The sequence below is a fragment of the Olleya sp. HaHaR_3_96 genome (genome assembly GCF_019278545.1).
Classification (GTDB): Bacteria; Bacteroidota; Bacteroidia; order Flavobacteriales; family Flavobacteriaceae; genus Olleya.
On the sequence record NZ_CP058987.1, the window covers coordinates 3,638,203 to 3,661,388 of the forward strand.

General features: G+C 33.1%; 18 protein-coding genes. 11 read left to right on the forward strand and 7 right to left on the reverse strand.

Annotated features, from left to right (window positions below; translation table 11 throughout):
- The first annotated feature begins 18 nt into the window (after positions 1-18).
- Positions 19-732, forward strand: a complete 714-nt coding sequence (locus tag H0I26_RS16030; RefSeq protein ID WP_218699967.1) for a hypothetical protein — start codon at positions 19-21, stop codon at positions 730-732.
- A gap of 118 nt (positions 733-850) precedes the next feature.
- On the opposite strand, the gene H0I26_RS16035 is transcribed toward H0I26_RS16030, so the two are convergent.
- A complete protein-coding gene (locus H0I26_RS16035; RefSeq protein WP_101019247.1) occupies positions 851-1,375 on the reverse strand; it encodes a hypothetical protein in 525 nt (174 codons plus the stop codon).
- Positions 1,376-1,503: 128 nt separating this feature from the next.
- On the opposite strand from H0I26_RS16035, the gene uvrA reads away from it, so the two are divergent.
- The 7 genes from uvrA to H0I26_RS16070 all read left to right on the forward strand — a co-directional run bounded on the left by uvrA (position 1,504) and on the right by H0I26_RS16070 (position 14,433).
- Positions 1,504-4,335, forward strand: coding sequence for an excinuclease ABC subunit UvrA (gene uvrA / locus H0I26_RS16040; protein ID WP_218699968.1), 2,832 nt, complete (start codon positions 1,504-1,506; stop codon positions 4,333-4,335).
- Between the two features lie 93 nt (positions 4,336-4,428).
- Complete coding sequence (locus tag H0I26_RS16045; RefSeq protein WP_101019252.1) at positions 4,429-5,118, forward strand: TIGR00730 family Rossman fold protein; 690 nt, start codon at positions 4,429-4,431, stop codon at positions 5,116-5,118.
- Positions 5,119-5,409: 291 nt separating this feature from the next.
- Entirely contained in the window at positions 5,410-8,241 is a 2,832-nt protein-coding gene (locus H0I26_RS16050) for a metalloprotease (protein ID WP_218699969.1), read from the forward strand.
- A 153-nt stretch (positions 8,242-8,394) separates the two neighbouring features.
- A complete protein-coding gene (locus tag H0I26_RS16055; protein WP_218699970.1) occupies positions 8,395-10,806 on the forward strand; it encodes a thiamine pyrophosphate-dependent enzyme in 2,412 nt (803 codons plus the stop codon).
- Positions 10,807-10,888: 82 nt separating this feature from the next.
- Complete coding sequence (locus tag H0I26_RS16060; protein WP_218699971.1) at positions 10,889-13,648, forward strand: T9SS type B sorting domain-containing protein; 2,760 nt, start codon at positions 10,889-10,891, stop codon at positions 13,646-13,648.
- A gap of 7 nt (positions 13,649-13,655) precedes the next feature.
- Positions 13,656-13,919 carry a DUF202 domain-containing protein gene (locus tag H0I26_RS16065; protein WP_218699972.1) on the forward strand — a complete coding sequence of 88 codons (264 nt, stop codon included), beginning with the start codon at positions 13,656-13,658 and terminating at the stop codon, positions 13,917-13,919.
- Positions 13,920-13,962: 43 nt separating this feature from the next.
- Complete coding sequence (locus tag H0I26_RS16070; RefSeq protein ID WP_218699973.1) at positions 13,963-14,433, forward strand: hypothetical protein; 471 nt, start codon at positions 13,963-13,965, stop codon at positions 14,431-14,433.
- Between the two features lie 99 nt (positions 14,434-14,532).
- On the opposite strand, the gene H0I26_RS16075 is transcribed toward H0I26_RS16070, so the two are convergent.
- From H0I26_RS16075 to holA, 3 genes are all read right to left on the reverse strand, one after another.
- On the reverse strand, positions 14,533-15,093 hold the full coding sequence (locus tag H0I26_RS16075) for a type 1 glutamine amidotransferase domain-containing protein (RefSeq protein WP_218699974.1): 561 nt from the start codon (positions 15,091-15,093) through the stop codon (positions 14,533-14,535).
- A 165-nt stretch (positions 15,094-15,258) separates the two neighbouring features.
- Positions 15,259-15,624, reverse strand: coding sequence for a cupin domain-containing protein (locus tag H0I26_RS16080; RefSeq protein WP_218699975.1), 366 nt, complete (start codon positions 15,622-15,624; stop codon positions 15,259-15,261).
- Between the two features lie 29 nt (positions 15,625-15,653).
- Complete coding sequence (holA, locus tag H0I26_RS16085; protein WP_101019270.1) at positions 15,654-16,658, reverse strand: DNA polymerase III subunit delta; 1,005 nt, start codon at positions 16,656-16,658, stop codon at positions 15,654-15,656.
- Positions 16,659-16,728: 70 nt separating this feature from the next.
- Here holA and H0I26_RS16090 point away from each other — a divergent pair, with 70 nt between their 5' ends.
- The 3 genes from H0I26_RS16090 to H0I26_RS16100 all read left to right on the forward strand — a co-directional run bounded on the left by H0I26_RS16090 (position 16,729) and on the right by H0I26_RS16100 (position 19,156).
- Positions 16,729-17,181: a type I restriction enzyme HsdR N-terminal domain-containing protein gene (locus H0I26_RS16090; RefSeq protein WP_101019274.1), complete on the forward strand. Its 453-nt coding sequence runs from the start codon at positions 16,729-16,731 to the stop codon at positions 17,179-17,181.
- A 38-nt stretch (positions 17,182-17,219) separates the two neighbouring features.
- Positions 17,220-18,206, forward strand: a complete 987-nt coding sequence (locus tag H0I26_RS16095) for a glycosyltransferase family 2 protein (protein WP_218699976.1) — start codon at positions 17,220-17,222, stop codon at positions 18,204-18,206.
- A gap of 92 nt (positions 18,207-18,298) precedes the next feature.
- On the forward strand, positions 18,299-19,156 hold the full coding sequence (locus H0I26_RS16100; protein ID WP_218699977.1) for a flagellar motor protein MotB: 858 nt from the start codon (positions 18,299-18,301) through the stop codon (positions 19,154-19,156).
- A 168-nt stretch (positions 19,157-19,324) separates the two neighbouring features.
- Here the strand turns inward: H0I26_RS16100 and H0I26_RS16105 are convergent, their stop codons facing one another.
- The 3 genes from H0I26_RS16105 to H0I26_RS16115 all read right to left on the reverse strand — a co-directional run bounded on the left by H0I26_RS16105 (position 19,325) and on the right by H0I26_RS16115 (position 23,152).
- The gene (locus H0I26_RS16105) at positions 19,325-19,672 is read right to left on the reverse strand and encodes a VOC family protein (protein ID WP_218699978.1); all 348 of its coding nucleotides are present in this window, start codon (positions 19,670-19,672) and stop codon (positions 19,325-19,327) included.
- Between the two features lie 501 nt (positions 19,673-20,173).
- A complete protein-coding gene (locus H0I26_RS16110; RefSeq protein ID WP_218699979.1) occupies positions 20,174-20,794 on the reverse strand; it encodes an L-threonylcarbamoyladenylate synthase in 621 nt (206 codons plus the stop codon).
- Between the two features lie 18 nt (positions 20,795-20,812).
- Positions 20,813-23,152: an ATP-dependent helicase gene (locus H0I26_RS16115; protein ID WP_136584059.1), complete on the reverse strand. Its 2,340-nt coding sequence runs from the start codon at positions 23,150-23,152 to the stop codon at positions 20,813-20,815.
- Between the last annotated feature and the right edge of the window lie 34 nt (positions 23,153-23,186).

A 23,186-nucleotide genomic window follows, 5' to 3' on the forward strand; every position in this document is an offset into this window, starting at 1 on the left:
TTATTACAAATTCACATCATGAAACCAAAAAAAATAATAAAAATAATAGCTGGAGTAATCGTGTTTTTTACACTGCCAAGCTTACTCTTTTTTGGCTTCGTTTACTTCAAATACAACGAAGACTTGCCACTTGCAACACCATCGAAACAAGCCGATATTTTAGCTTACAAAATGTTAATTTCACTAAATGCCGATGCCTATAAAGCGACAAATCATATCGAATGGACCTTTAGAGGTAAACATCATTACAACTGGAATAAAAAAGAGAATCTAGTCGAAGTCTATTGGAAAGATAATAAAGTCGATTTAGACTTAAATAATCCAACCAACAATATCGCCTATGTTAATAATTCAAAAATTGACAGCGAAGAAAGTATTACGGTAATACAAACAGCTATAGAGTATTTTAATAATGATTCTTTTTGGCTAGTAGCGCCCTACAAGGTTTTTGATAAAGGTACCACTAGAAGCATTGTCAAACATAACAATAAAAACGCCTTATTGGTTACTTATAAATCAGGAGGAAGTACGCCTGGAGATTCTTACTTATGGATTTTAGATGAAAACTATAAGCCAACTAAATTTAAAATGTGGGTTGATATTTTACCAATTGGAGGTTTAGAAGCCACTTGGAGTGACTGGAAAACGACCGACACCGATGCCCAATTACCAACCCATCATCAATTATTCTTTTTTGAATTAAATATGGGAGAGGTTAAAACAAGCTTATAATAGCATAAAATAGCCTTTAGTAATAAAAATCACTTCGCTTGACACCTTTTACTTTATGCCTTTTGCCTTTTGCCTTTTGCCTTTTGCCTTTTGCCTTTTGCCTTTTGCATTATAAAAACTACTTCCCCTTCTGCCCTACAAACTGCTGTTCTTTAGATTTAAATAAGACATTAAATGTTGTTAAGCTTCCATAAATACGAGTAATATACTGTTGTAAATCTATTTTTTCTTGTTCCTCAAGATTACTAGAATTCACTTTTTGTTCCATCACTCGTAAACGGTCTCTAACCATAGTTATTTTCTTAAAAAAGTCTTCAATTTTTATCTCTTTACTTTTTAAATTTCCATCGGCAGGCTTTAATTCTAATAGCCCACCTCTCCATTTGTCACCAATCGGCACGATTTCCGAAACATCGCTATACTTTTTCAATATTTGAACTAAACTACTCTCAATATCAAAAAAACTAATAGTATCCACTTCGTTTTCTGAAGCTTCTATAATTTCAAAGGTATCATCTAAAGCTATGGTTTCTAAACCATTTTCAATAAAAGTAACCCAATACTGCTTACTATCTACGTTAGTAACCACTCCTTTCCCATGTTCAGGGTGATTAATTCGAGAACCTACTCCTAATATTTCCATAACTACTGATTTTATAATTTCAAAAGTAATAATTATTAAGAAAATCCTAACGAACTGCCCTTCAAAAAGAATTACAAAAAGCCTATCTTTGCTACTTTGTCTATTTACAGATAAAGTTTACAAATGCTATGGCTAATTTTGAAGAAAACATAGAGGTTAAAGGTGCTAGAGCGCATAACCTTAAAAATATTGATGTCACTATTCCTCGTGAAAAACTAGTCGTTATTACTGGTCTATCAGGTAGTGGTAAATCGTCTTTAGCATTTGACACGATTTATGCTGAAGGACAACGCCGTTATATCGAAACGTTTTCTGCTTATGCCAGACAATTTTTAGGCGGCCTAGAACGTCCGGATGTTGATAAAATTGATGGTTTATCTCCTGTCATTGCTATCGAGCAAAAAACAACGAGTAAATCACCACGATCTACGGTTGGTACGATTACCGAAATTTATGACTTTTTACGTCTGTTATATGCTAGAGGTAGTGATGCCTATAGTTTTAACACTGGCGAAAAAATGGTGAGTTATAGTGACGACCAAATCAAACAATTAATTTCTGAAAGTTATAAAGGCAAACGTATTAATATTTTAGCGCCTGTAGTCCGTTCTAGAAAAGGACACTATCGCGAATTATTTGAGCAAATAGCCAAACAAGGCTTTGTAAAAGTGCGTACCGATGGAGAGATTAAAGATTTAGTTAAAGGCATGAAACTGGATCGTTATAAAAATCATGATATCGAAATTGTTATTGATCGTTTAAAAATTGACGATGATGTTGATAATGATAAGCGTTTAACCGAAAGTATTAATACAGCCATGTATCATGGTGATGATGTGTTAATGGTTATCGATCAAGATACGCAAGAAGCACGTTATTTTAGTCGTAGTTTAATGTGTCCAAGCTCTGGTATTTCTTACCCAAATCCAGAACCTAACAATTTTTCGTTTAACTCTCCAAAAGGGGCTTGCGACAATTGTAATGGTATTGGAACCTTGTATATGGTTAATGAGAACAAGATTATTCCTGATGATTCTTTATCCATAAAAGCAGGAGCTTTAGCCCCTCATGGTCCTGAAAAAAAGAGTTGGATTTTCAAACAATTTGAAACCATTGCAGAACGTTATAATTTTAAATTAAGTGATCCTTATAAATCTATCCCGAAGGAAGCCAAACAAATTATTATGTTTGGAGGAAATGAAAAATTTTCTGTAGAAAGTAAAACATTAGGGATTACTAGAGATTATAAAATTGACTTTGAAGGTGTTGCTAATTTTATTGAAAATCAATATGAAAATGCAGAATCAACCACTCTTAAACGTTGGGCAAAAGATTACATGGACAAGGTTGAATGTCCAGTTTGTGAAGGTGCTAGACTAAAAAAAGAATCTTTATATTTTAAAGTTAATGGGCAAAATATTGCTGAATTAGCGAATAAAGACATTAGTGACTTAGCGGTTTGGTTTAAAGACTTACCAAAACATTTAACTAAGAAGCAATTTAAAATTGCGGAAGAAATTATAAAAGAAATTAGTGCTAGACTTCAATTTTTATTAGATGTTGGTTTAGATTATTTATCGGTAAACCGAAGTTCAAAATCCTTATCTGGTGGTGAAGCACAACGTATTAGACTAGCCACACAAATTGGATCACAGCTGGTTGGGGTGCTCTATATTTTAGACGAACCCAGTATTGGTTTACACCAACGTGATAACGAAAAGCTAATCAATAGTTTAGTTTCTTTACGTGATATAGGAAACTCAGTTATCGTCGTAGAACATGATAAAGATATGATAGAACGTGCCGATCATGTTATAGATATCGGTCCTAGAGCCGGGAAACATGGTGGAGAAATTATTAGCCAAGGCACGCCTAAACAATTACTAAAAGAAAGTACGTTAACCGCTAATTACCTTAATGGAAAACTAAAAATAGAAGTTCCTGAAAAGCGTCGTGAAGGTAACGGACTCTTTCTAGAACTAAAAGGCTGTACAGGAAATAACTTAAAAAATGTATCCGTAAAATTTCCGTTAGGAAAAATGATTGGAGTAACAGGTGTTTCTGGTAGTGGTAAATCGACATTAATCAACGAAACCCTCTACCCTATTTTAAATGCGTATTATTTTAACGGTGTTAAAAAACCAATGCCGTACAAAAGCATAAAAGGTTTAGAACATATTGATAAAGTTATTGATATTAACCAATCACCAATTGGTCGTACACCAAGAAGTAATCCTGCGACGTACACCAAAACCTTTGACGAAATCCGTAGCTTATTTGCTAAAATACCAGAAGCTATGATCCGCGGTTACAAACCTGGGCGATTTAGTTTTAATGTTAAAGGTGGTCGTTGCGAAACCTGTAAAGGTGGTGGTTTACGTGTTATTGAAATGAATTTTCTACCTGATGTATATGTCGAGTGTGAAACCTGTCAAGGCAAATGTTTTAATCGCGAAACATTAGAAATTAGATACAAAGGAAAAAGTATTAGTGATGTTTTAAATATGACCATTAATGATGGGGTTGATTTTTTTGAAAACATTCCTAAAATTCATAGAAAGTTAAAAACTATTAAAGATGTTGGTTTAGGTTATATTACCTTGGGACAGCAAAGTACAACACTGTCCGGTGGAGAAGCACAACGTATAAAACTAGCAACAGAATTAAGTAAACGTGACACCGGAAATACGTTTTACATTTTAGACGAACCAACAACAGGGCTTCACTTTGAGGATATTAGAGTGTTAATGATTGTTTTAAATGAATTAGCTAACAAAGGAAATACCGTTTTAATTATAGAGCATAATCTTGACGTTATTAAAACCGTAGACCATATTATTGATATTGGTTACGAAGGCGGAAAAGGTGGTGGAAAAGTAATCGTAGAAGGCACACCTGAACACGTTGCAAAACATAAAAAAAGTTATACTGCTAAGTTTTTGAAAAAAGAACTTATGTAGCCTACATAATTATAAAATTACTCTTAAACAAAAACATTAAAAAAAATAAAATAACAAAAACACAAAGGCAATAAGCTTAAATAAATACAGAATATGACAGAAGAAAAACATCCAAAAGGTTGGAATGAGAAAAAAACAAACGATTCTTGGGCGATTTTTAAAATCATGGGAGAGTTTGTTAATGGATTTGAAAAAATGAGTGCTATTGGACCATCGGTTTCAATTTTTGGTTCGGCACGTACCAAACCTGATAATAAATATTACAAATTAGCAGAAGATGTAGCAGCAAAAATAGTCAATGCAGGTTACGGTGTTATTACTGGAGGTGGACCAGGTATTATGGAAGCAGGTAATAAAGGGGCACATTTAGCTGGTGGTACATCGGTTGGATTAAATATAGAATTACCATTTGAACAACATGATAATCCATATATCGATTCTGATAAAAGCATCAATTTTGATTACTTTTTTGTTAGAAAAGTAATGTTTGTAAAATACTCTCAAGGATTTGTGGTTATGCCAGGAGGATTTGGAACATTGGACGAATTATTTGAAGCAATTACGCTAATACAAACTAACAAGATTGAAAAATTTCCTATCATATTAGTTGGTACAGATTTCTGGGCTGGATTAATGGACTGGGTAAAATCAACTTTATTAGGGAAATTCTCAAATATTAGCGAAAAAGATCTAGACTTAATACATTTAGTAGATACTTCAGAAGAAGTTGTTACTATTTTAGATAATTTCTACAAAGATTACGGCTTAAGTCCTAATTTTTAAAGTTATAGCTCTATAGATTTTAAACTTTTAAGGTATCTTTTAAAAGACACCTTAAAAGTTGTTTTTATAAAAAATGGTCCTTTCTAGTTCTAAAACTAGTAAAATACAGCGTTAAGGCTCCTAGAATCCATTACACACAACCTACACATTTTTAACACATTAACTAATACTTCCGTAAATATTATTGCAAAAGAAAAACTATTAACACAGATGTTTCGTATTTATTATAGGAATATCTTAAATTTCGAATACAGATTTCAACGTTAAAACACTAAAGATTATAAAATTCAATTGAAAATAAATTATTCTTTTTTTTTATTATTCTTATTTGGTAGTATTTCGGCCTTAAGCCAGAATAGTATTGATATTAACGCGCTATTTGACACCGAGAAACATAGTATTGCAATCACCCAAACCATACGGTATCAAAATAAAAGTAACACCCCTTTAGATACTATTTATCTAAATGATTGGAGCCATAGTTACTCCTCTAAAACAACGCCGTTAGCAGAACGCTTTGCAGACGAATTTAAAACCACCTTTCATTTTGCAGGCAATGAGGACAGAGGTTTCACAGTAGTCACTAGTATAAAACAATCTAGTCAAGACTTGTTTTTTCAACGATTAAAAGGGCATCCTGATGTTATAAAAGTGGCACTTAACCGTCCTCTTGCTCCTAATGAGTATTATGATTTAACCTTAAACTATATTGTTCAAATTCCGAATAATAAATTCACAAGATATGGTGTCACCGGAAATAGTGACTATAATTTACGTTTTTGGTACATTACACCTGCTGTTTTTGATGGTCAATGGCACTATTATAGTAATAAAGATTTAGAGGATCTTTTTGTAGAACCCGCTAATATCAGCCTTAAGGTTACTTATCCTAATAATTTCACCCCGATATCCGAGTTAGATTTAATTGAAAACAAAACAATTGACAGCCTGGTCTACACTGAATTTAAAGGCGAAAACAGGATAAACACGAAGTTGTCTTTAGTTAAAACCAACGACTACAATACGGTTGAAACAGACTTTTTTAATATTCAATCTAATATAGATGATGAAGATTTGGATCCAACCAAAGTGGCAATATTATCGGACAAAGTAGCACAGTTTATCACCACTAACCTTGGTGATTATCCGCATAAAAAAGTATTATTAACTTGGATAGACTACAAAAAAGACCCTATTTATGGTCTTAATCTATTGCCTGATTTTATTAGACCTTTTGAAGACACGTTTCAATATGAATTAAAATTACTAAAAACCACTTTAAAAGTATATTTAGAAAATACCCTTTTAATAAATCCACGTGAAGAACAATGGTTATTAGATGCTATTCAAATATATTATTTAAGAAAATATGTAGAAGACTTTTACCCTAATCAGAAAATTTTAGGAAAACTTGCTGATGTTTGGGGGGTTAGAGCTTTTCATGCTTCAGATCTAAAATTTAATGATCAATATCCTTTTTTATACATGCATATGGCACGTACAAATATTGATCAGCCAATTGGAATGGCTAAAGATTCCCTATTAAAATTCAACAAAAACATTTCCAATAAATATAAAGCAGCGATAGGCTTAAATTATTTAAATGATTTTGTGGGCGATACTATTGTAGACAAAACACTAAGTGACTTTATTAAACAAACGAAGTTAAAAAGAACCACGCCAGAAGATTTTAAATCTTTAATCACCTCTAAAACAGACAAAGACCTTAATTGGTTTTTTGATGATTATGTAAAAACTAGTAAAAAAATAGATTTTAAAATCAAGCGTGTTAAAAAAACAGAGGACTCTATTACTATTACCCTAAAAAACCTAAGAGATAACACCATGCCTATTTCTTTGTTCACCTTAGAAAATGATAGTATCACCTCCAAACAATGGATTGATGGTTTTTCTGATACAAAAAAAATAACTATAGCAAACAAAGATGTTGACCAACTAGCACTAAATTACGACTATACGATACCCGAATTTAACCAACGTAATAACTATAAAAAACTAGATGGTTTTTTCCTAACCAACAAACCACTTCAGTTTAGATTGTTTAAAGACATTGAAGATCCTAATTATAATCAGGTGTTTTTTATGCCCGAGTTTGAATATAACTTCTACGATGGATTATCACCAGGATTAAAACTGTACAATAAAACACTATTAAGTAAACGGTTTTTATACAAAATAAGTCCGAAATTCGGGTTTAAAAGTAAGCAAGTGGTTGGTAGTGCCTCCTTAATTTATAACGCAAGACCAGAAGACTCTGACAACTACAGAACGAGATATGGGCTATCAGGAAATTATTATAATTACGCCCCTAATTTAACCTATACTTCATTTACTCCTTTTATAGATTATAATTTTAGGAATCATAAAAACTTAAGAGACAATAAACGTAAATTTCTATCTTTTAGATATGTCAATATTAATAGAGAAATAGATGCTACAGGAGAATTTGAAACCACTGGAGAACCAAAGTACTCCGTATTTAATGCCAAATTTGGTGTTGTCGATAATAATTTAAAAGAGCATGCTTCTGTCTTTACAGATTTACAACTAGCTAAAGACTTTGGTAAAATTTCGGCAACCTTAGAGTTTAGAAACTTAAACACACGCAATAAACAATTTAATGTCAGAGTATTCTCTGGGTTATTCCTCTACAACAATAGCTATCAAGATTCTGACTTTTTTAGTTTTGCTTTAGACCGTCCAACAGATTATTTATTTGATTATAATTATTTAGGTCGAAGTGAGCAAACAGGCCTTTTAAGTCAACAACTTATTATTGCTGATGGTGGTTTTAAGTCCAAACTAACGCACCCCTTTGCAAACCAATGGATGACTACTGTTAATACTAGTGCAACACTTTGGAGATACATCATGCTGTATGGTGATGCTGGAGTTATAAAAAATAAAAACTTCAGTCCAGAATTTGTATACGACTCTGGTATTAGACTAAACTTAGTTGAAGATTATTTTGAACTATACTTTCCATTATACTCCAACTTAGGTTGGGAAATTGGACAACCTAATTACGATGAAAAAATCAGGTTTATCGTAACCCTTTCCCCTAAGACACTTTTAGGCTTATTTACCCGTCGTTGGTATTAGTAAATTCTTAACATTTTTTAATTTCACATAGATAATTTACAGATTAAAAGGATAATATGTGGTTATTTTGAATTATTCTCATTTTTTTAAGCTTTTTTACTCTTGTAGAATCCACAAATTATGATTAAATTTGTTTCAAATAATTCCTTACCTATGCAAACAAAAGCTAACACCAAAAAAGACTTGTCTTTTGAAGATTTTAAAACTGAAGTACTAAATGACTATCACATTGCTGTTACCAGTCGTGAGTGTAGTTTATTAGGACGTCGAGAGGTGTTAACTGGAAAGGCTAAGTTTGGAATTTTTGGAGATGGTAAAGAAGTCCCGCAATTAGCAATGGCTAAAGCTTTTAAAAACGGAGACTTTAGATCTGGTTACTATCGTGACCAAACCTTTATGATGGCTATTGGAGAATTAACTATTCAACAATTTTTCTCAGGATTATACGCAAATACAGATTTAGCAGAAGAGCCTATGTCTGCAGGTCGCCAAATGGGGGGACACTTTGCAACACATAGTTTAGATGCTAATGGTAACTGGAAAAACCTTACCAAACAAAAAAATTCAAGTGCAGACATCTCTCCTACCGCAGGACAAATGCCTAGACTTTTAGGCTTAGCACAAGCTTCTAAAATTTATAGAAATGTAAAAGGCATTGATACTACCAACTTTTCTGTTGAAGGAAATGAAGTGGCTTGGGGTACTATTGGTAATGCAAGTACAAGTGAAGGTTTATTTTTTGAAACTATTAATGCTGCAGGTGTTTTACAAGTCCCTATGGTTATAAGTGTTTGGGATGATGACTATGGTATCTCTGTGCACGCAAGACATCAAACTACAAAAGAAAACATATCAGAAATCCTTAAAGGGTTTCAACGTGATAAAACAAGTAAAGGTTATGAAATCTTACGTGTTAAAGGTTGGGATTATGCTAACTTAATGGCCACGTATGAAGAAGCTGCTAAAATAGCACGAGAAGAACACGTTCCTGTTTTAATACATGTTAACGAGTTAACACAACCTCAAGGTCATTCGACTTCAGGATCACACGAGCGTTACAAAGATAAAGACCGTTTAAATTGGGAAGCAAAAAACGACTGTAACGTAAAAATGCGTGAGTGGCTGATAGAAAATAATATCGCCACTGACGAAGAATTATTGACCATTGAAAAAAGCATTAAAAAAGACGTTAGAGATGCTAAAAAATTAGCTTGGACTAGCTACTTAAAACCTGCTTTATCTGAAAGAGCAGAATTAACAACACTTTTAAAAACGGTCGCTAATTCTAGCCCAAATAAAGTGTTTATAGAAAAACTAGCAAACGAATTAGCTGACATATCAGAACCTAGTAGAAAAGATTCAGCATCAGCTGCAAGACGCGCTTTACGTTATGTTATTGCTGAAAGCACAGCCGAAAAACAACACTTAATAGATTGGATTGATAGCTTTTTTGCTAAAGTACAACCTTTATACAGCTCAGACTTATATAATGAAAGCAAAACAGCTGCTATTCATATCAAAGAAGTTAAACCAACATACGACCAAAACGCAGAAGACGTTGATGCTCGTGTGGTTTTAAGAGAAAACTTCGACTATATATTTAACAAGTATCCAGAAACTTTAATTTTTGGAGAAGATGCAGGAAAGATTGGTGATGTTAATCAAGGTTTAGAAGGTTTACAAGAAAAATATGGAGAGTTACGTGTTGCGGATGTTGGTATTAGAGAAGCGACTATTTTAGGTCAAGGTATTGGTATGGCAATGCGTGGTTTACGCCCAATTGCTGAAATCCAATATTTAGATTACATCATGTATGCCCTTCAAATTATAAGTGATGATTTAGCAACTTTGCGCTACAGAACAAAAGGCCGTCAAAAGGCACCATTAATAATCCGTACTCGTGGTCACAGATTAGAAGGTATTTGGCATTCAGGTTCTCAAATGGGAGGTGTTTTAAATTTAGTACGAGGAATACACGTTTTAGTGCCAAGAAACATGACTAAAGCTGCTGGGTTTTATAACACGTTATTAAAAAGTGACGAGCCTGCTTTAGTAGTAGAGTGTTTAAATGGTTATAGATTAAAAGAACAGTTACCGACTAATATTGGTGAATTTAAAACGCCTATTGGTGTTGTCGAAACAATTAAAGAAGGTGCTGATATTACTTTAGTCTCTTATGGGTCAACATTAAGAATCGTACAACAAGCAGCCAAAGAGTTAGCTGAAGTTGGTATTGATGCAGAGATTATTGATGTACAATCATTATTACCTTTTGATATCAATCATGACATTGTAAAAAGTGTTCAAAAAACAAACCGCTTAATGGTTATAGATGAAGATGTCCCTGGAGGTGCTTCTGCTTACATTTTAGATGAAATACTAAATAAACAAGACGCTTTTAAATATCTAGACAGTCAGCCAAAAACACTGGCAGCTAAGCAACACAGACCGGCTTATGGTACGGATGGAGATTACTTCTCTAAACCATCTACAGAAGATGTCTTTGAAGCTATATATGCTGTAATGCATGAAACAAATCCTAGTAATTTTCCTAAATTGAGATAATTATTTTACAAACTATATGAAAGCACTTATATTTATAAGTGCTTTTTTTATATCTTTAAAATCAATTATAACTTTTAATTTAATGAAACGCTATTCATCAATATCAAAAGTCCTCACTATATTATTTTTATTTTTCAGTTTATACACTCAGGCTCAAGGGGAATCTGCAAACTGGTATTTTGGGAATTTTGCGGGATTAACCTTCAATTCTACTACCCCTGTTGCGTTAACCGACGGATCACTGGCTACCATGGAAGGTTGTGCGACCATATCTGACCCTAGCGGAAACTTATTGTTTTATACAGATGGTAAAAACGTTTGGGATAACACCCATAACCCAATGCCCAATGGTTATGATTTAATGGGAGATGTTTCTAGTACAGAATCAGCTATTATAATCCCCAAACCGGGATCAACCACTTCCTATTATATTTTCACCACTGATAAACCTAGTTATTTTCTAACCCCAGATGATTCCATTGATGGACTTAATTATACAGAAGTCGATATGGAATTAAATAATGGTTTGGGTGATGTTGTTGTTTCAAATAAAAACAATCACCTAATTACTTACGATAGTAATGACCCATTACAGAATGAATTTAAAAGTTCTGAAAAACTAACAGCCGTTACACATGGTAATAGTTCTGATATCTGGGTGATTTCTCAGTTTATTGATAAATTTTTCGCTTTCAAAGTGACTGCCAGTGGAGTTGTTGAAACTCCCGTAGTCTCTTCTGTTACTCAAGCCGTTTTCCCTAGGATTAATGAGTCAGATTCCAACGTAACAGCTATTGGTTACCTAAAAGTATCTCCTAATGGAGAACAGATTGCTATTGCACATAGCTCGACCTCTTTAGGAAGCCCTACAACAGGAAAACGTAAATCAGGTAAAGTACTACTATACGATTTTAATAATACTACAGGAGCTGTTACTAATGAGCGTTTATTATTAGATAATTCCTATCCTTATGGTGTTGAATTTTCACCAAACTCAAAACTTCTTTACGTTACGGCAACACAATTTGATCTTGACGATATATTTATTGACAGTCGATTATTACAATACAATACAGAAAGCACCAATGTTGTCGGATCACAAACTGTAATTAATACATCTTCAAATGTAGCAGGAGCATTACAATTAGCAATTGATGGAAAGATTTACCGCGCAGGTTATGTTGTCTTTGGGGAAGGGACTCACTTATCTGTTATTAATAACCCTAATGAACTAGGCGCGAGTAGTAACTATTCTCATAATTCTTTTTATTTAAATGGTAGAGCTGCTCAAATTGGCCTACCTCCTTTTATTCAATCTATATTTAAATTAACTTTTGATTTCGAAGATATTTGCTTTAATGACAACACGCATTTTTTTATAACTTCTGAAGACCCGTATGATACTATTTTATGGGATTTTGGAGATGGAACAACATCTGCAAATCCTGACAGCTACCATACTTATGCACAACCAGGAGATTATAATGTTACTCTTCAAATGTCTATAAATGGAATAGATTACAACCCTATAATAAAACTAGTAAAAATAGCTGAACCTCCAGAAGTTATTCAATACACTTACGATTTAGTGCAGTGTGACTCCTTTGATGATGATTCTACTGACGGTATTACTGTTTTTAGCTTAAACGAAGCAAATGATGCTTTAGTAATAGATCCTACACAAGATTTTGAAGTTTACTATTACCACACATTAGCTTCTGCTGAAAGTGATGTTGACAACGAAATACCTATCAATCCGGATTATTATACTAACCAATATGATGAAGAAATTGTAATCGCAAAAGTAACAAGCCCAAATACAATTTGCTACAATATTGCATACGTTAGATTACTGACAACACAATCTGTAGATGTTGGTACTCATCAATTAGAAACTTGCGATAGTAATTATTCAAATTCTGCCGATTTTGATTTAACAATAATTAGAAATCAAATCATTAACGACTTACCTTTAAACGGAGAGATTACAGTAAATTTTTACCTTTCTCCAGAAGAGGCCGCAGGAAACCTTAATAGCTTACCTGATACTTACAATTCAGGATCTAACACCCTTTACGTCTCAATTGATAACGAGAATGTCTGTTATGGTAATGGTTTAGTAGAACTTATTTTAGGCGAATTCCCTTTTATTGACAACCAAAGTTTTGATATCTGTCAATCAGATTTTCCATTAACTATAGATTTTGGCCTAAGCACAGAAGCAGCTGCAAGCTATGATGTTACATGGAGCACTAATCAAACAACAAATAGTATAGAAGTTAGTCAAGCAGGGACTTATAGTGTCACTATAACTGACCCTATTTTAGATTGTGAAAAAACGATAGATATTGTGGTTACACAAATTCCTTTGCCAGAAATTGAATCTATAACTATTGCAGATTACACAGCTACTATTGTATTGACTACTGCTCATGATAATTTTGAATTTGCTATAGACAATGAACTAGGAAGTTTTCAGTCCTCAAATGTGTTTAACAACTTAACTCCCGGAATACATACCGTTTATATTAGAGATATTAATCATTGTGAGATCATTTCTAGTATCATAAAAGTCATTGGTTTCCCTAAGTACTTTACCCCAAATAATGACAATACTCATGACTATTGGAATATAATAGGTTTAGATCAAAACGCTTACCCTAACCTTCAAATATTTATTTACGACCGATATGGTAAATTACTATCTGCATTCAATCCTTTAACAACAGTCGGGTGGGATGGTAAACACAATAAAAAAGCACTACCACAAAGTGATTATTGGTATAGTCTACAATTACCAGAAGGCACAACCTATAAAGGTCATTTTACTTTAAGATTATAATTTTTAAATGAAAGACGAAACCGCCCTAACCACCAGAGATTGGCTAGCTATAGAACGGACTAAGCTTGCTAACGAGCGCACGTTTTTAGCTTATTTTAGAACCTTTTTAGTCATTTTAGGAACAGGAATAACTATTTTAAAACTAGACCTTTTTGCTGACCTTAAAAACTACGGTATAACACTAATTGGCATAGCACCAATCATTTTAATTATTGGTGTTTTTAGATTATTTAAGGTTAAACGTACTATTAAAAAACATTATAAAGTTTAATTTTGAAATTAGTTTCGCTTACGCGGAAATAAAACATTTTGTAATGAAAGCAGTATCCGTAGTCACCATACGCAAAGAGTTAAAGCACAAAACCAATGAAGAGTTGGCAGAGCTGTGCTTACGACTATCCAGATTTAAAAAAGAAAACAAAGAACTACTCACCTATTTACTTTTTGAAGCCGATAGTGAAGCTGGGTATATAGAAACGGTTAAAGCTGAAATTGACGAACAATTTGAACTAATAAATACCGATAGTTTTTTTTACATCAAGAAAAGTGTTCGTAAGATTTTAAGAAACACTAAAAAGTACATCAGATATTCGCTTAATAAAGAGACTGAAGTCCAACTACTACTCTATTTTTGCAAAAAGCTTAGAACTATGAAACCGTCAATTTCAAGAAACACAACATTAACCAATTTGTATGATCGAAATATTGAAGCCATTACCAAAAAGATATTAGCATTACACGAAGACTTACAGTATGACTATAATTTAGAGTTGGAAGATATGTAAACTCCTTTTTTACATCAAAAAAAACACTTATAATCAATTCTAACAACAAAAAAATAGCCAACCTAACCGGTTGGCTTTTTAATATTATCTCTATAGTATTTATGCCGTTTGCATGTTATGTTTCCCTTCGTAAATCTCTTCGATTAGCTTTTTATTAAATGCAGGTAAATCATCAGGATTACGGCTAGTTACTAAACCTTCGTCTACGACAACTTCACTATCCTCCCATTTTGCTCCCGCGTTTACTAAATCTCTTTTTATCGAGTTAAACGACGTTACTCTACGTCCTTGTAAAACATCGGCTTCTACTAATAACCATGGTGCATGACAAATGGCAGCTACTGGCTTCTTATTAGCGAAGAACGATTTAATAAAACGTATCGCATCTGGATTACGCCTTAATTTATCTGGATTAATAACGCCTCCCGGTAATACTAACGCATTGTAATCGTCTTGCGTTACTTGATCTAAGGTTTTGTCTACATCATAACTATTGCTCCAGTTACCGTCTTCCCAGCCTTTAATTTGTCCTGATTGTTCTGAGACGATGTGCACGTCTGCGCCTGCTTCTTTTAAAGCTTGCATGGGTTGTTTTAATTCACTTTCTTCAAATCCATTGGTTGCCAAAATGGCAACTTTCTTTCTATCTAAGTTTTCCATTGTTCTGTTTTTGGTTTTATTTATTATTACTTCGATTTACATCTAAAGTACTAAAAACACCAGCGTTTATAGCATTACAGAACAGGTTTAACTTTGATTTAATAGGTTTTGTTAAAGGCTTTTATGCAAGTGTTAAATACGGAATTATAACGTTAAAATATTTAACTATTTAGGCTCAACAATTAAATATACAGAAGTACTATCGCCAACATTTAAGACTTCATGCTCGCTAATTTCATTTTTAGACCAGGTCACTCCCGTTGTAACAGGAATAGTACGTGTCCCTTTTGCATCCGTAATTTGAAACGTGCTTCCGGCTAAAGTATAGCCAAAATGTGGTTTATGATAGTGCTTTTGATGCCCCACATTTGGTGGAAATGTACACTTCAAAACACGTTGCTTTTTCGTTTCGTGTAATACTTCGCAAACCTTTTTTCCTTCCCAACCGGCTTCTAAAGGATCAGGAAGCGTTTGCACTGTTTTACAGGCAGAAAACAAAAATAGGAATACGATTATATAATATGGTTTCATCTTTTGATAAATAAATAAATTAATAAAAACTAGTACATAATTTTGACCAACATTTCTTTAAGTAAATCACCTTGAGGCACAGCATTACTGTCTACCCCTTTGCTCTTACCATCAAACTCGCGTAACGTCCCAATAACTTGACTAACTTTACGCATAGGATAGTGGCGTGCTGCTTCAAGATATTCGTTTACAAAATAAGGATTAACTCGCAAGGCAGATGCTACTGCACGAGGGTTTTTATCCGACATCCCATGTAAATGTAACAATTGAGAGAAAAAACTAAATAATAAAGACACGGTTAAAACCATCGGGTTATCTTTAGGATTCTCTGCAAAATAATGCACAATTTTAAACGCTTGTGCCATATTTTTTGATCCAATGGCTTTACGCAACTCAAAATTATTGTAATCTTTACTTATTCCTATATTTTCTTCAATATGATCCGGAGTTATTTGCGTGTCTCTAGGCAAGACTATTTGCAACTTATCTAGCTCGTTACTTAATTTACTTAAATCTGTACCTAAAAACTCCACCAACATTTGTGAAGCTTTTGGTGTAATCGAATACCCTTTTGGTGATAATACACGACTAATCCAATCTGGCACTTGGTTTTCGTACAGTTTTTTACTTTCATAAACGTAACCTGATTTTTTAATCTCTTTATAAACCGCTTTACGTTTATCTACCTTTTTATATTTATAACAAATAACCAAAACCGTTGTAGGTTGTGGGTTTTTAGCATAAGCAACTAATTGGTCTATTGTTCTAGCCAAGTCCTGTGCTTCTTTTACAATGACCACCTGACGTTCTGCCATCATTGGGTAACGTTTGGCATTACTAACAATATCTTCTACTGTTACGTCCCGACCGTACAATACCATTTGGTTAAAACCACGTTCTTCCTCCGTTAAGACGGTTTTTTCTATGTAATCAGAAATTTTATCAATATAATAGGCCTCCTCACCCATTAATAAATAGATAGGTTTAAGGTTCTTATTTTTTATATCAGTGACTAACTGTTTGACTTCGTCCAAAGGAAAAAATTTAAAAATTTGGTTTTTGACTTTTGAAGTTTAACTTTGAAAAAAAACTGAATACTAATTAATGCAAGAGTTAAACTTTCCAAAGTTTGAGTTTCGATTCAAAAATAACGAAAATAAAGTATCTATTTTTGATGTTATACGTAAAAGATTTATGGTCTTACAACCCGAAGAATGGGTAAGGCAACACTGTGTACATTATTTAATAACGATTAAGAAGTACCCTATCTCTTTAATTAACGTCGAAAAAGAACTAAAAGTCAACGATTTAAAAAAACGTTATGACATTGTTGTCTTTAATACAGACGGAAGTATCCATTTAATAGTAGAGTGTAAAGCGCCTAAAATAGAAATAAAACAAAACACATTTGACCAAATAGCACGTTATAATTTAGCTTTAAACGCGACGTATTTAATGGTTACCAATGGTATTAATCATTATTATTGTAACATGGACTTTGACGCAGAAAAGTATCATTTTTTACAAGACATACCAGAATATAACGCACAACAGTAAGTAAAGCACTAAATAACAAATCCATAAACACCTCTTTTTTGAACATAGCAGTAGTCATATTAAATTGGAACGGAAAAGCATTGCTTGAGCAATTTTTACCATCAGTAGTCACGTATTCTAAAGGTGCTACAATTTATGTCGCGGATAATGCGTCTACAGATGCTTCTGTACCCTTTTTAAAAGCGAATTACCCAGACGTAAAAATCATTCAAAATAAAGAAAATGGTGGTTATGCCAAAGGTTATAACGATGCGCTACGTTACGTGGAGGAGGATATTTACTGTCTATTAAATAGCGATATAGAGGTCACGCCTAACTGGTTAACACCGATACTTGATACTTTTAATACAGACAATGAAACCGCTATTATTCAACCAAAAATTTTAGACTACAAAGATAAAACCAAGTTTGAATACGCCGGAGCTGCTGGTGGCTTTATAGATAAATATGGTTACCCTTATTGCAGAGGTCGTCTTTTTGATACTATAGAAGAAGACACTAATCAATATCCTAACGCTTCCATTTTTTGGGCGTCGGGTGCTTGTTTCTTTATAAGAAAATCAACTTTTAGAGCATTGCATGGTTTTGATGACACTTTTTTTGCGCATATGGAAGAGATTGATTTATGTTGGCGTGCCTTTAATTATGGTTATAATACAAAATACATTGGCGAGTCTACCGTATATCATGTTGGTGGTGCTACCTTAAATGCAGGAAGTCCTAGAAAAACATATCTTAATTTTAGGAATAGTTTATTTACGATAACTAAAAATGCAGACGGCAATTTACTGTCATTAATTTTAACCAGATTAGTCTTAGACGGTGTTGCTGCTACAAAGTTTTTATTTAGTTTAAAATTTAAACATATTTTGGCAATACTAAAAGCACATTTATCGTTCTACAAGCATCTGAATTCGCTTTTAAAAGCAAGAAAACAAAGTCCGCACAAAGCAAACTATTTTACAAAAAAGTCGGTTGTATGGTCTTATTTTGTTGATAAAAAGCGTAATTTTAATCAATTATAATCCTTTTAGCAAAAATTTTGTTAAACCGTATTTTAACATTTTAATTATTTATACTTTTGGCGAGTATAAATTTAATTTATCATTCAACAATTATGAAAAAAATCCTTTTACTAAGTGCAAGTGCACTTTTACTATTAAGCTCATGTGTATCTAAAAAAGAATTTGCTGCATTAGAAGCAAAACAACAAGAAACACAGGATTTATTAAACACAGCAACTGTTAAACTGAATTCATGTTTATCTGACGAAGCAGCATCTGCAGCTCGTCTTAAAGAACTACAAGCACGTTTATCAGATATGAAAGCAAATAACCTTGCTTTAATTGAAAGTACTAAAGACATGACCATGTTAACGGCGCAAGGTGCTAAAAACGTTGAGAAATCTTTAGAAAGTTTAAAAGAAAAAGACTTAAGAATTACAAGATTACAAGACGCGTTAACTAAAAAGGATAGTGTAACACTAGCCTTAGTAACAAGTCTTAAAAAAGAAGTTGGATTAAATGATCCAGATATCGAAATCAATGTTGAGAAAAGCGTTGTATTTATCTCTTTATCTGATAAGTTATTATTCCAAAGTGGAAGCTATTTTATTTCATCTAGAGCAAACGAAATCTTAGGAAAAGTTGCGACAGTAATTAATGGAAAGCCTGACTTTGAAGCAATGGTAGAAGGTCATACAGACAACGTACCTTACAACAAAGGTGGTGTTTTAGTAGACAACTGGGACTTAAGTGTTAAACGTAGTACAGCTATTGTTAGAGCATTACAAGACTTAGGTGTTGATCCTAAACAATTAATTGCAGCAGGACGTGGTGATCATTTACCTTTAGTGGCTAATGACTCTCCTACAAACAGAGCAATTAACAGAAGAACTAAGATTTATATCTTACCAAAAATTGATCAATTCTACGAAATGATTGAAACAGAAATGAAAAGTTTATCTAAAGAATAAGTTTTCTTTTATATCAAACAGAAAAGCTCAACCGAAAGGTTGGGCTTTTTTTATATCTCATTTTAAAAATTAGACTACACGATTATAATGCCCCAAGGACACCACAGAAAACATAATATTTCTCCATTAATACAGGGGTAAAATAACTATTGCCTTATACACGGCGCATCACTCGTGACACCAAACAGACAATTCATTCCCTGAAGGATCCAAAAATTGAAATCGACGACCACCAGGAAACGAAAAGATAGCCACACTTAACGTTCCACCTAATTCTAGTATTTTAGCTTTAGCGACATTTAAATTATCGTGATAGATAACGATTAAAGCACCATTTGTTATCGGTTGTTCCGTTTTTTCAAACCCACCAGAAATCCCACTTGCTTCAAATGCAATGTAATGCTCTCCATAATCTGTAAATTGCCATCCAAAGACTGTAGTATAAAAGCGTTTTATAACTTCTAAATCATGAGCTTTAAACTCGACATAATTAATATGGTTGTTGGTTGGTTTCATTTTAAAACAAATTTAATTTTACCGCATCATACAGCATATATGATATAATTATTGGTACGTATAGTAAGCATAAAAAGTAAAAATAATGTTTATCTAAACCTGCTTTTATACTATTTAAAAGAGGGCTCGTTTTAAAAAGAATTGAATAACACATATTTAATACTTTATAAAATACTAGAAACAGAAAAGGCAACATCGAGACACATAACACCCATTTATTTAAATCTATTTTTAGTGAATTTCCCGTTACAACAACTAATAGAAAGACTATTAATGCATTTATTACACTTATAAGGTAAACCTTATTAATTGCTAATTCATCATGAATAAATGGTAAAGAAAAAGCATGTATTAATAATAAGAAAAGTATTATTTCTTGAATAAAAGAGACTTTAAAATAAAGACAAACACAAAGTATGAAAACCACAAAAAAAGAAACAGAAGCTATTATTAATGTTCTAACATAGCTATCAATCTCTTGTATATTCACTTTAATTTAATTTAAAAAATTTCTAGACTCCCTTTTCCTTCTCTAATAATCTCAGGTTCATCACCCGATAAATCTATAATGGTTGATCCTTGATTATCTCCGTAACCGCCATCAATAACTAAATCGACAAGATTGCCCCATTTTTCTAGTATTAACTCTGGATCTGTAGTGTATTCTAAAATGGTATCTTCATCTCTAATAGATGTCGATACAATCGGGTTACCTAATGCTTTTACTATTTCTAAAGCAATAGCATTATTAGGCACACGGATACCCACTTCTTTTTTCTTTTTAAAAGCAGCTGGTAATGTTTTCGAGCCTGGCAAAATAAAGGTATATGGCCCAGGTAATGCTCTTTTTAATATTTTAAATGTAGTACTGTCAATTTGCTTAACATAATCTGATAAATTACTTAGATCATGACAAATAAAAGAGAAGTTAGCTTTTTCAAGCTTAACTCCTTTTATTCTTGCGATACGTTCTAATGCTTTAGAGTTAGTGATATCACAACCTAAACCATAAACGGTATCTGTTGGATAAATAATAAGGCCTCCTTTTTTTAGGATATTTACAACCTTTTTAATCTCTTTAGGATTAGGGTTTTCTTCGTAAATCTTAATAAATTCAGCCATAATTAGTGTTTTAAAATGTTATCCTATAAGCTGCAGTTTTGCAAAACGTAATAATAGTTTCTTTTTACCACCAAACTCAAAATTAATTTCTGCCTTAACATCCGCACCTTTGCCTTCTATGCTAAGTACATCTCCTCTACCAAATTTTAAGTGTTTTACTCTATTACCTACTGCTAATTCTCCTTCAATTAAGTTAGCCTCTACTGATGGGACTACTTCTGAAGCTTTTTTTAATTTTTTTGGTACACTGATTTCGAAGTTTACCGGTTCTTTCTTTTTTGCCAATTTCTTTTGTAATTTAGGTTGTACTGCTTTTTTAAATCTAATTTTATTTGGTGGTGTATCTCCAAAAATATCTGCTGATAACATTGGATTAATACGTCTCTCTTCTATTGGAGTAATGATATCTAAAAACTGGTCGTCTATTTCTTCAATAAAACGACTAGGTTCAGAATCTACTAATTTCCCCCATCGGTAACGAGACAATGCATACGTTAAATAAGCCTTTTTCTCAGCTCTAGTTAATGCGACGTAAAACAAACGACGTTCTTCTTCTAGTTCGCTACGCGTATTCATACTCATTGCACTTGGAAACAAATCTTCTTCTAATCCAACGACAAAGACATTACTAAACTCTAATCCTTTAGACGAGTGTATAGTCATTAACGCCACGTGATCAGGATCTCCTTTATCGCCATCTAAATCTGTTGCTAAGGCTACATCTTCAAGAAATTCGGCTAAATCATCTTTTGAATCAGCGATTTCTAATTGACCTTCAACAAAATCTTTAATACCGTTTAATAATTCTTCGACATTCTCCAAACGCGTCACCCCTTCAGGCGTACCATCTTTATTAAACTCTTTAATTAAACCACTTGTTTTAGTCACATATTCTGCTAAATCAAAAGCATTCGCTGTTTGATTCATTACTTGATAACTTTTAATAAGCGTTACAAAATCTCTAAGCTTATTTTTAGTTCCTGCATTTATATTTATGTCTACGGTATCTATATTTTCTAATAAACCAAAAATAGTTTTACCACTTTCATTAGCCGCAACCATTAAACGATCAATAGTTGTTTGACCAATACCACGACCTGGATAATTAATAACACGTTTTAAAGCTTCCTCATCAGAAGAATTTAAAATCAAACGCAAATACGCGGTCACATCTTTTATTTCTTTTCTTTGATAAAAAGAGAGTCCTCCATAAATACGATATGGAATACTTCTTTTACGCAACGCTTCTTCCATTGCACGAGATTGCGAATTGGTACGATATAAAATAGCAAAATCACTATTAGGTACGTGATCAGTCATTTTTGTTTCCCAAATAGCACTTGCTACAAAACGCCCCTCGTCACCATCTGTTAAACTGCGGTGTACTTGCACTTTTGGACCTTCAACATTTGCTGTCCAAACGATCTTATCCAATTTTGTTTGGTTATGTTCTATTACCGAGTTAGCTGCACCAACAATGTTTTTTGTTGAACGGTAATTTTGCTCTAAGCGGTACATCTTAACATCGTCATAATCTTTTTGGAAATTTAAGATATTACTGATGTTTGCTCCCCTAAAGGCATAAATACTTTGCGCATCATCACCTACGACACATATATTTTGAAAACGGTCCGCTAATGCACGAACGATTAAATACTGACTATGGTTTGTATCTTGGTACTCATCCACCAAAATGTATCTAAACTTATCTTGATATTGTGCTAAAACCTGAGGAAATCTTGTTAATAACTCATTGGTTCTTAAAAGTAAATCATCAAAATCCATGGCTCCAGCTTTAAAGCAACGCTCTACATAAGCTTGATATATCTCCCCCATTTTTGGACGTCTAGACATCACATCAGCCTCCATCAATTCTGGATTATTAAAATAAGCCTTAACGGTAATCAAACTGTTTTTGTAAGATGAAATTCGGCTATAAACTTGTTTCGTTTTATACAAATCCTTGTCTAAGCCCATTTCCTTTATGATAGATCCCATCAATTTCTGAGAATCTTGGGTATCATAAATCGTAAAATTACTTGGGTAGCCTAAATGATGTCCTTCAAAACGAAGAATTTTAGCAAAAACAGAGTGAAATGTTCCCATCCATAAGTTTTTAGCCTCACTAGCACCAACTATTTCTGCAATTCTGCCTTTCATTTCCTTAGCCGCCTTATTAGTAAAGGTTAATGCTAAAATATTAAATGAGTCAATACCTTTGCTCATTAAATAGGCTATCCTGTAGGTAAGTACACGTGTTTTACCCGATCCTGCACCTGCGATAATAATCATAGGTCCATCTACTTGAACGGTAGGCTCGTACTGTGCTTCGTTTAACTGACTTAGATACTTTTCCAAATTGCTTGTTTTTTTAAGGTTACAAAAATAGTTA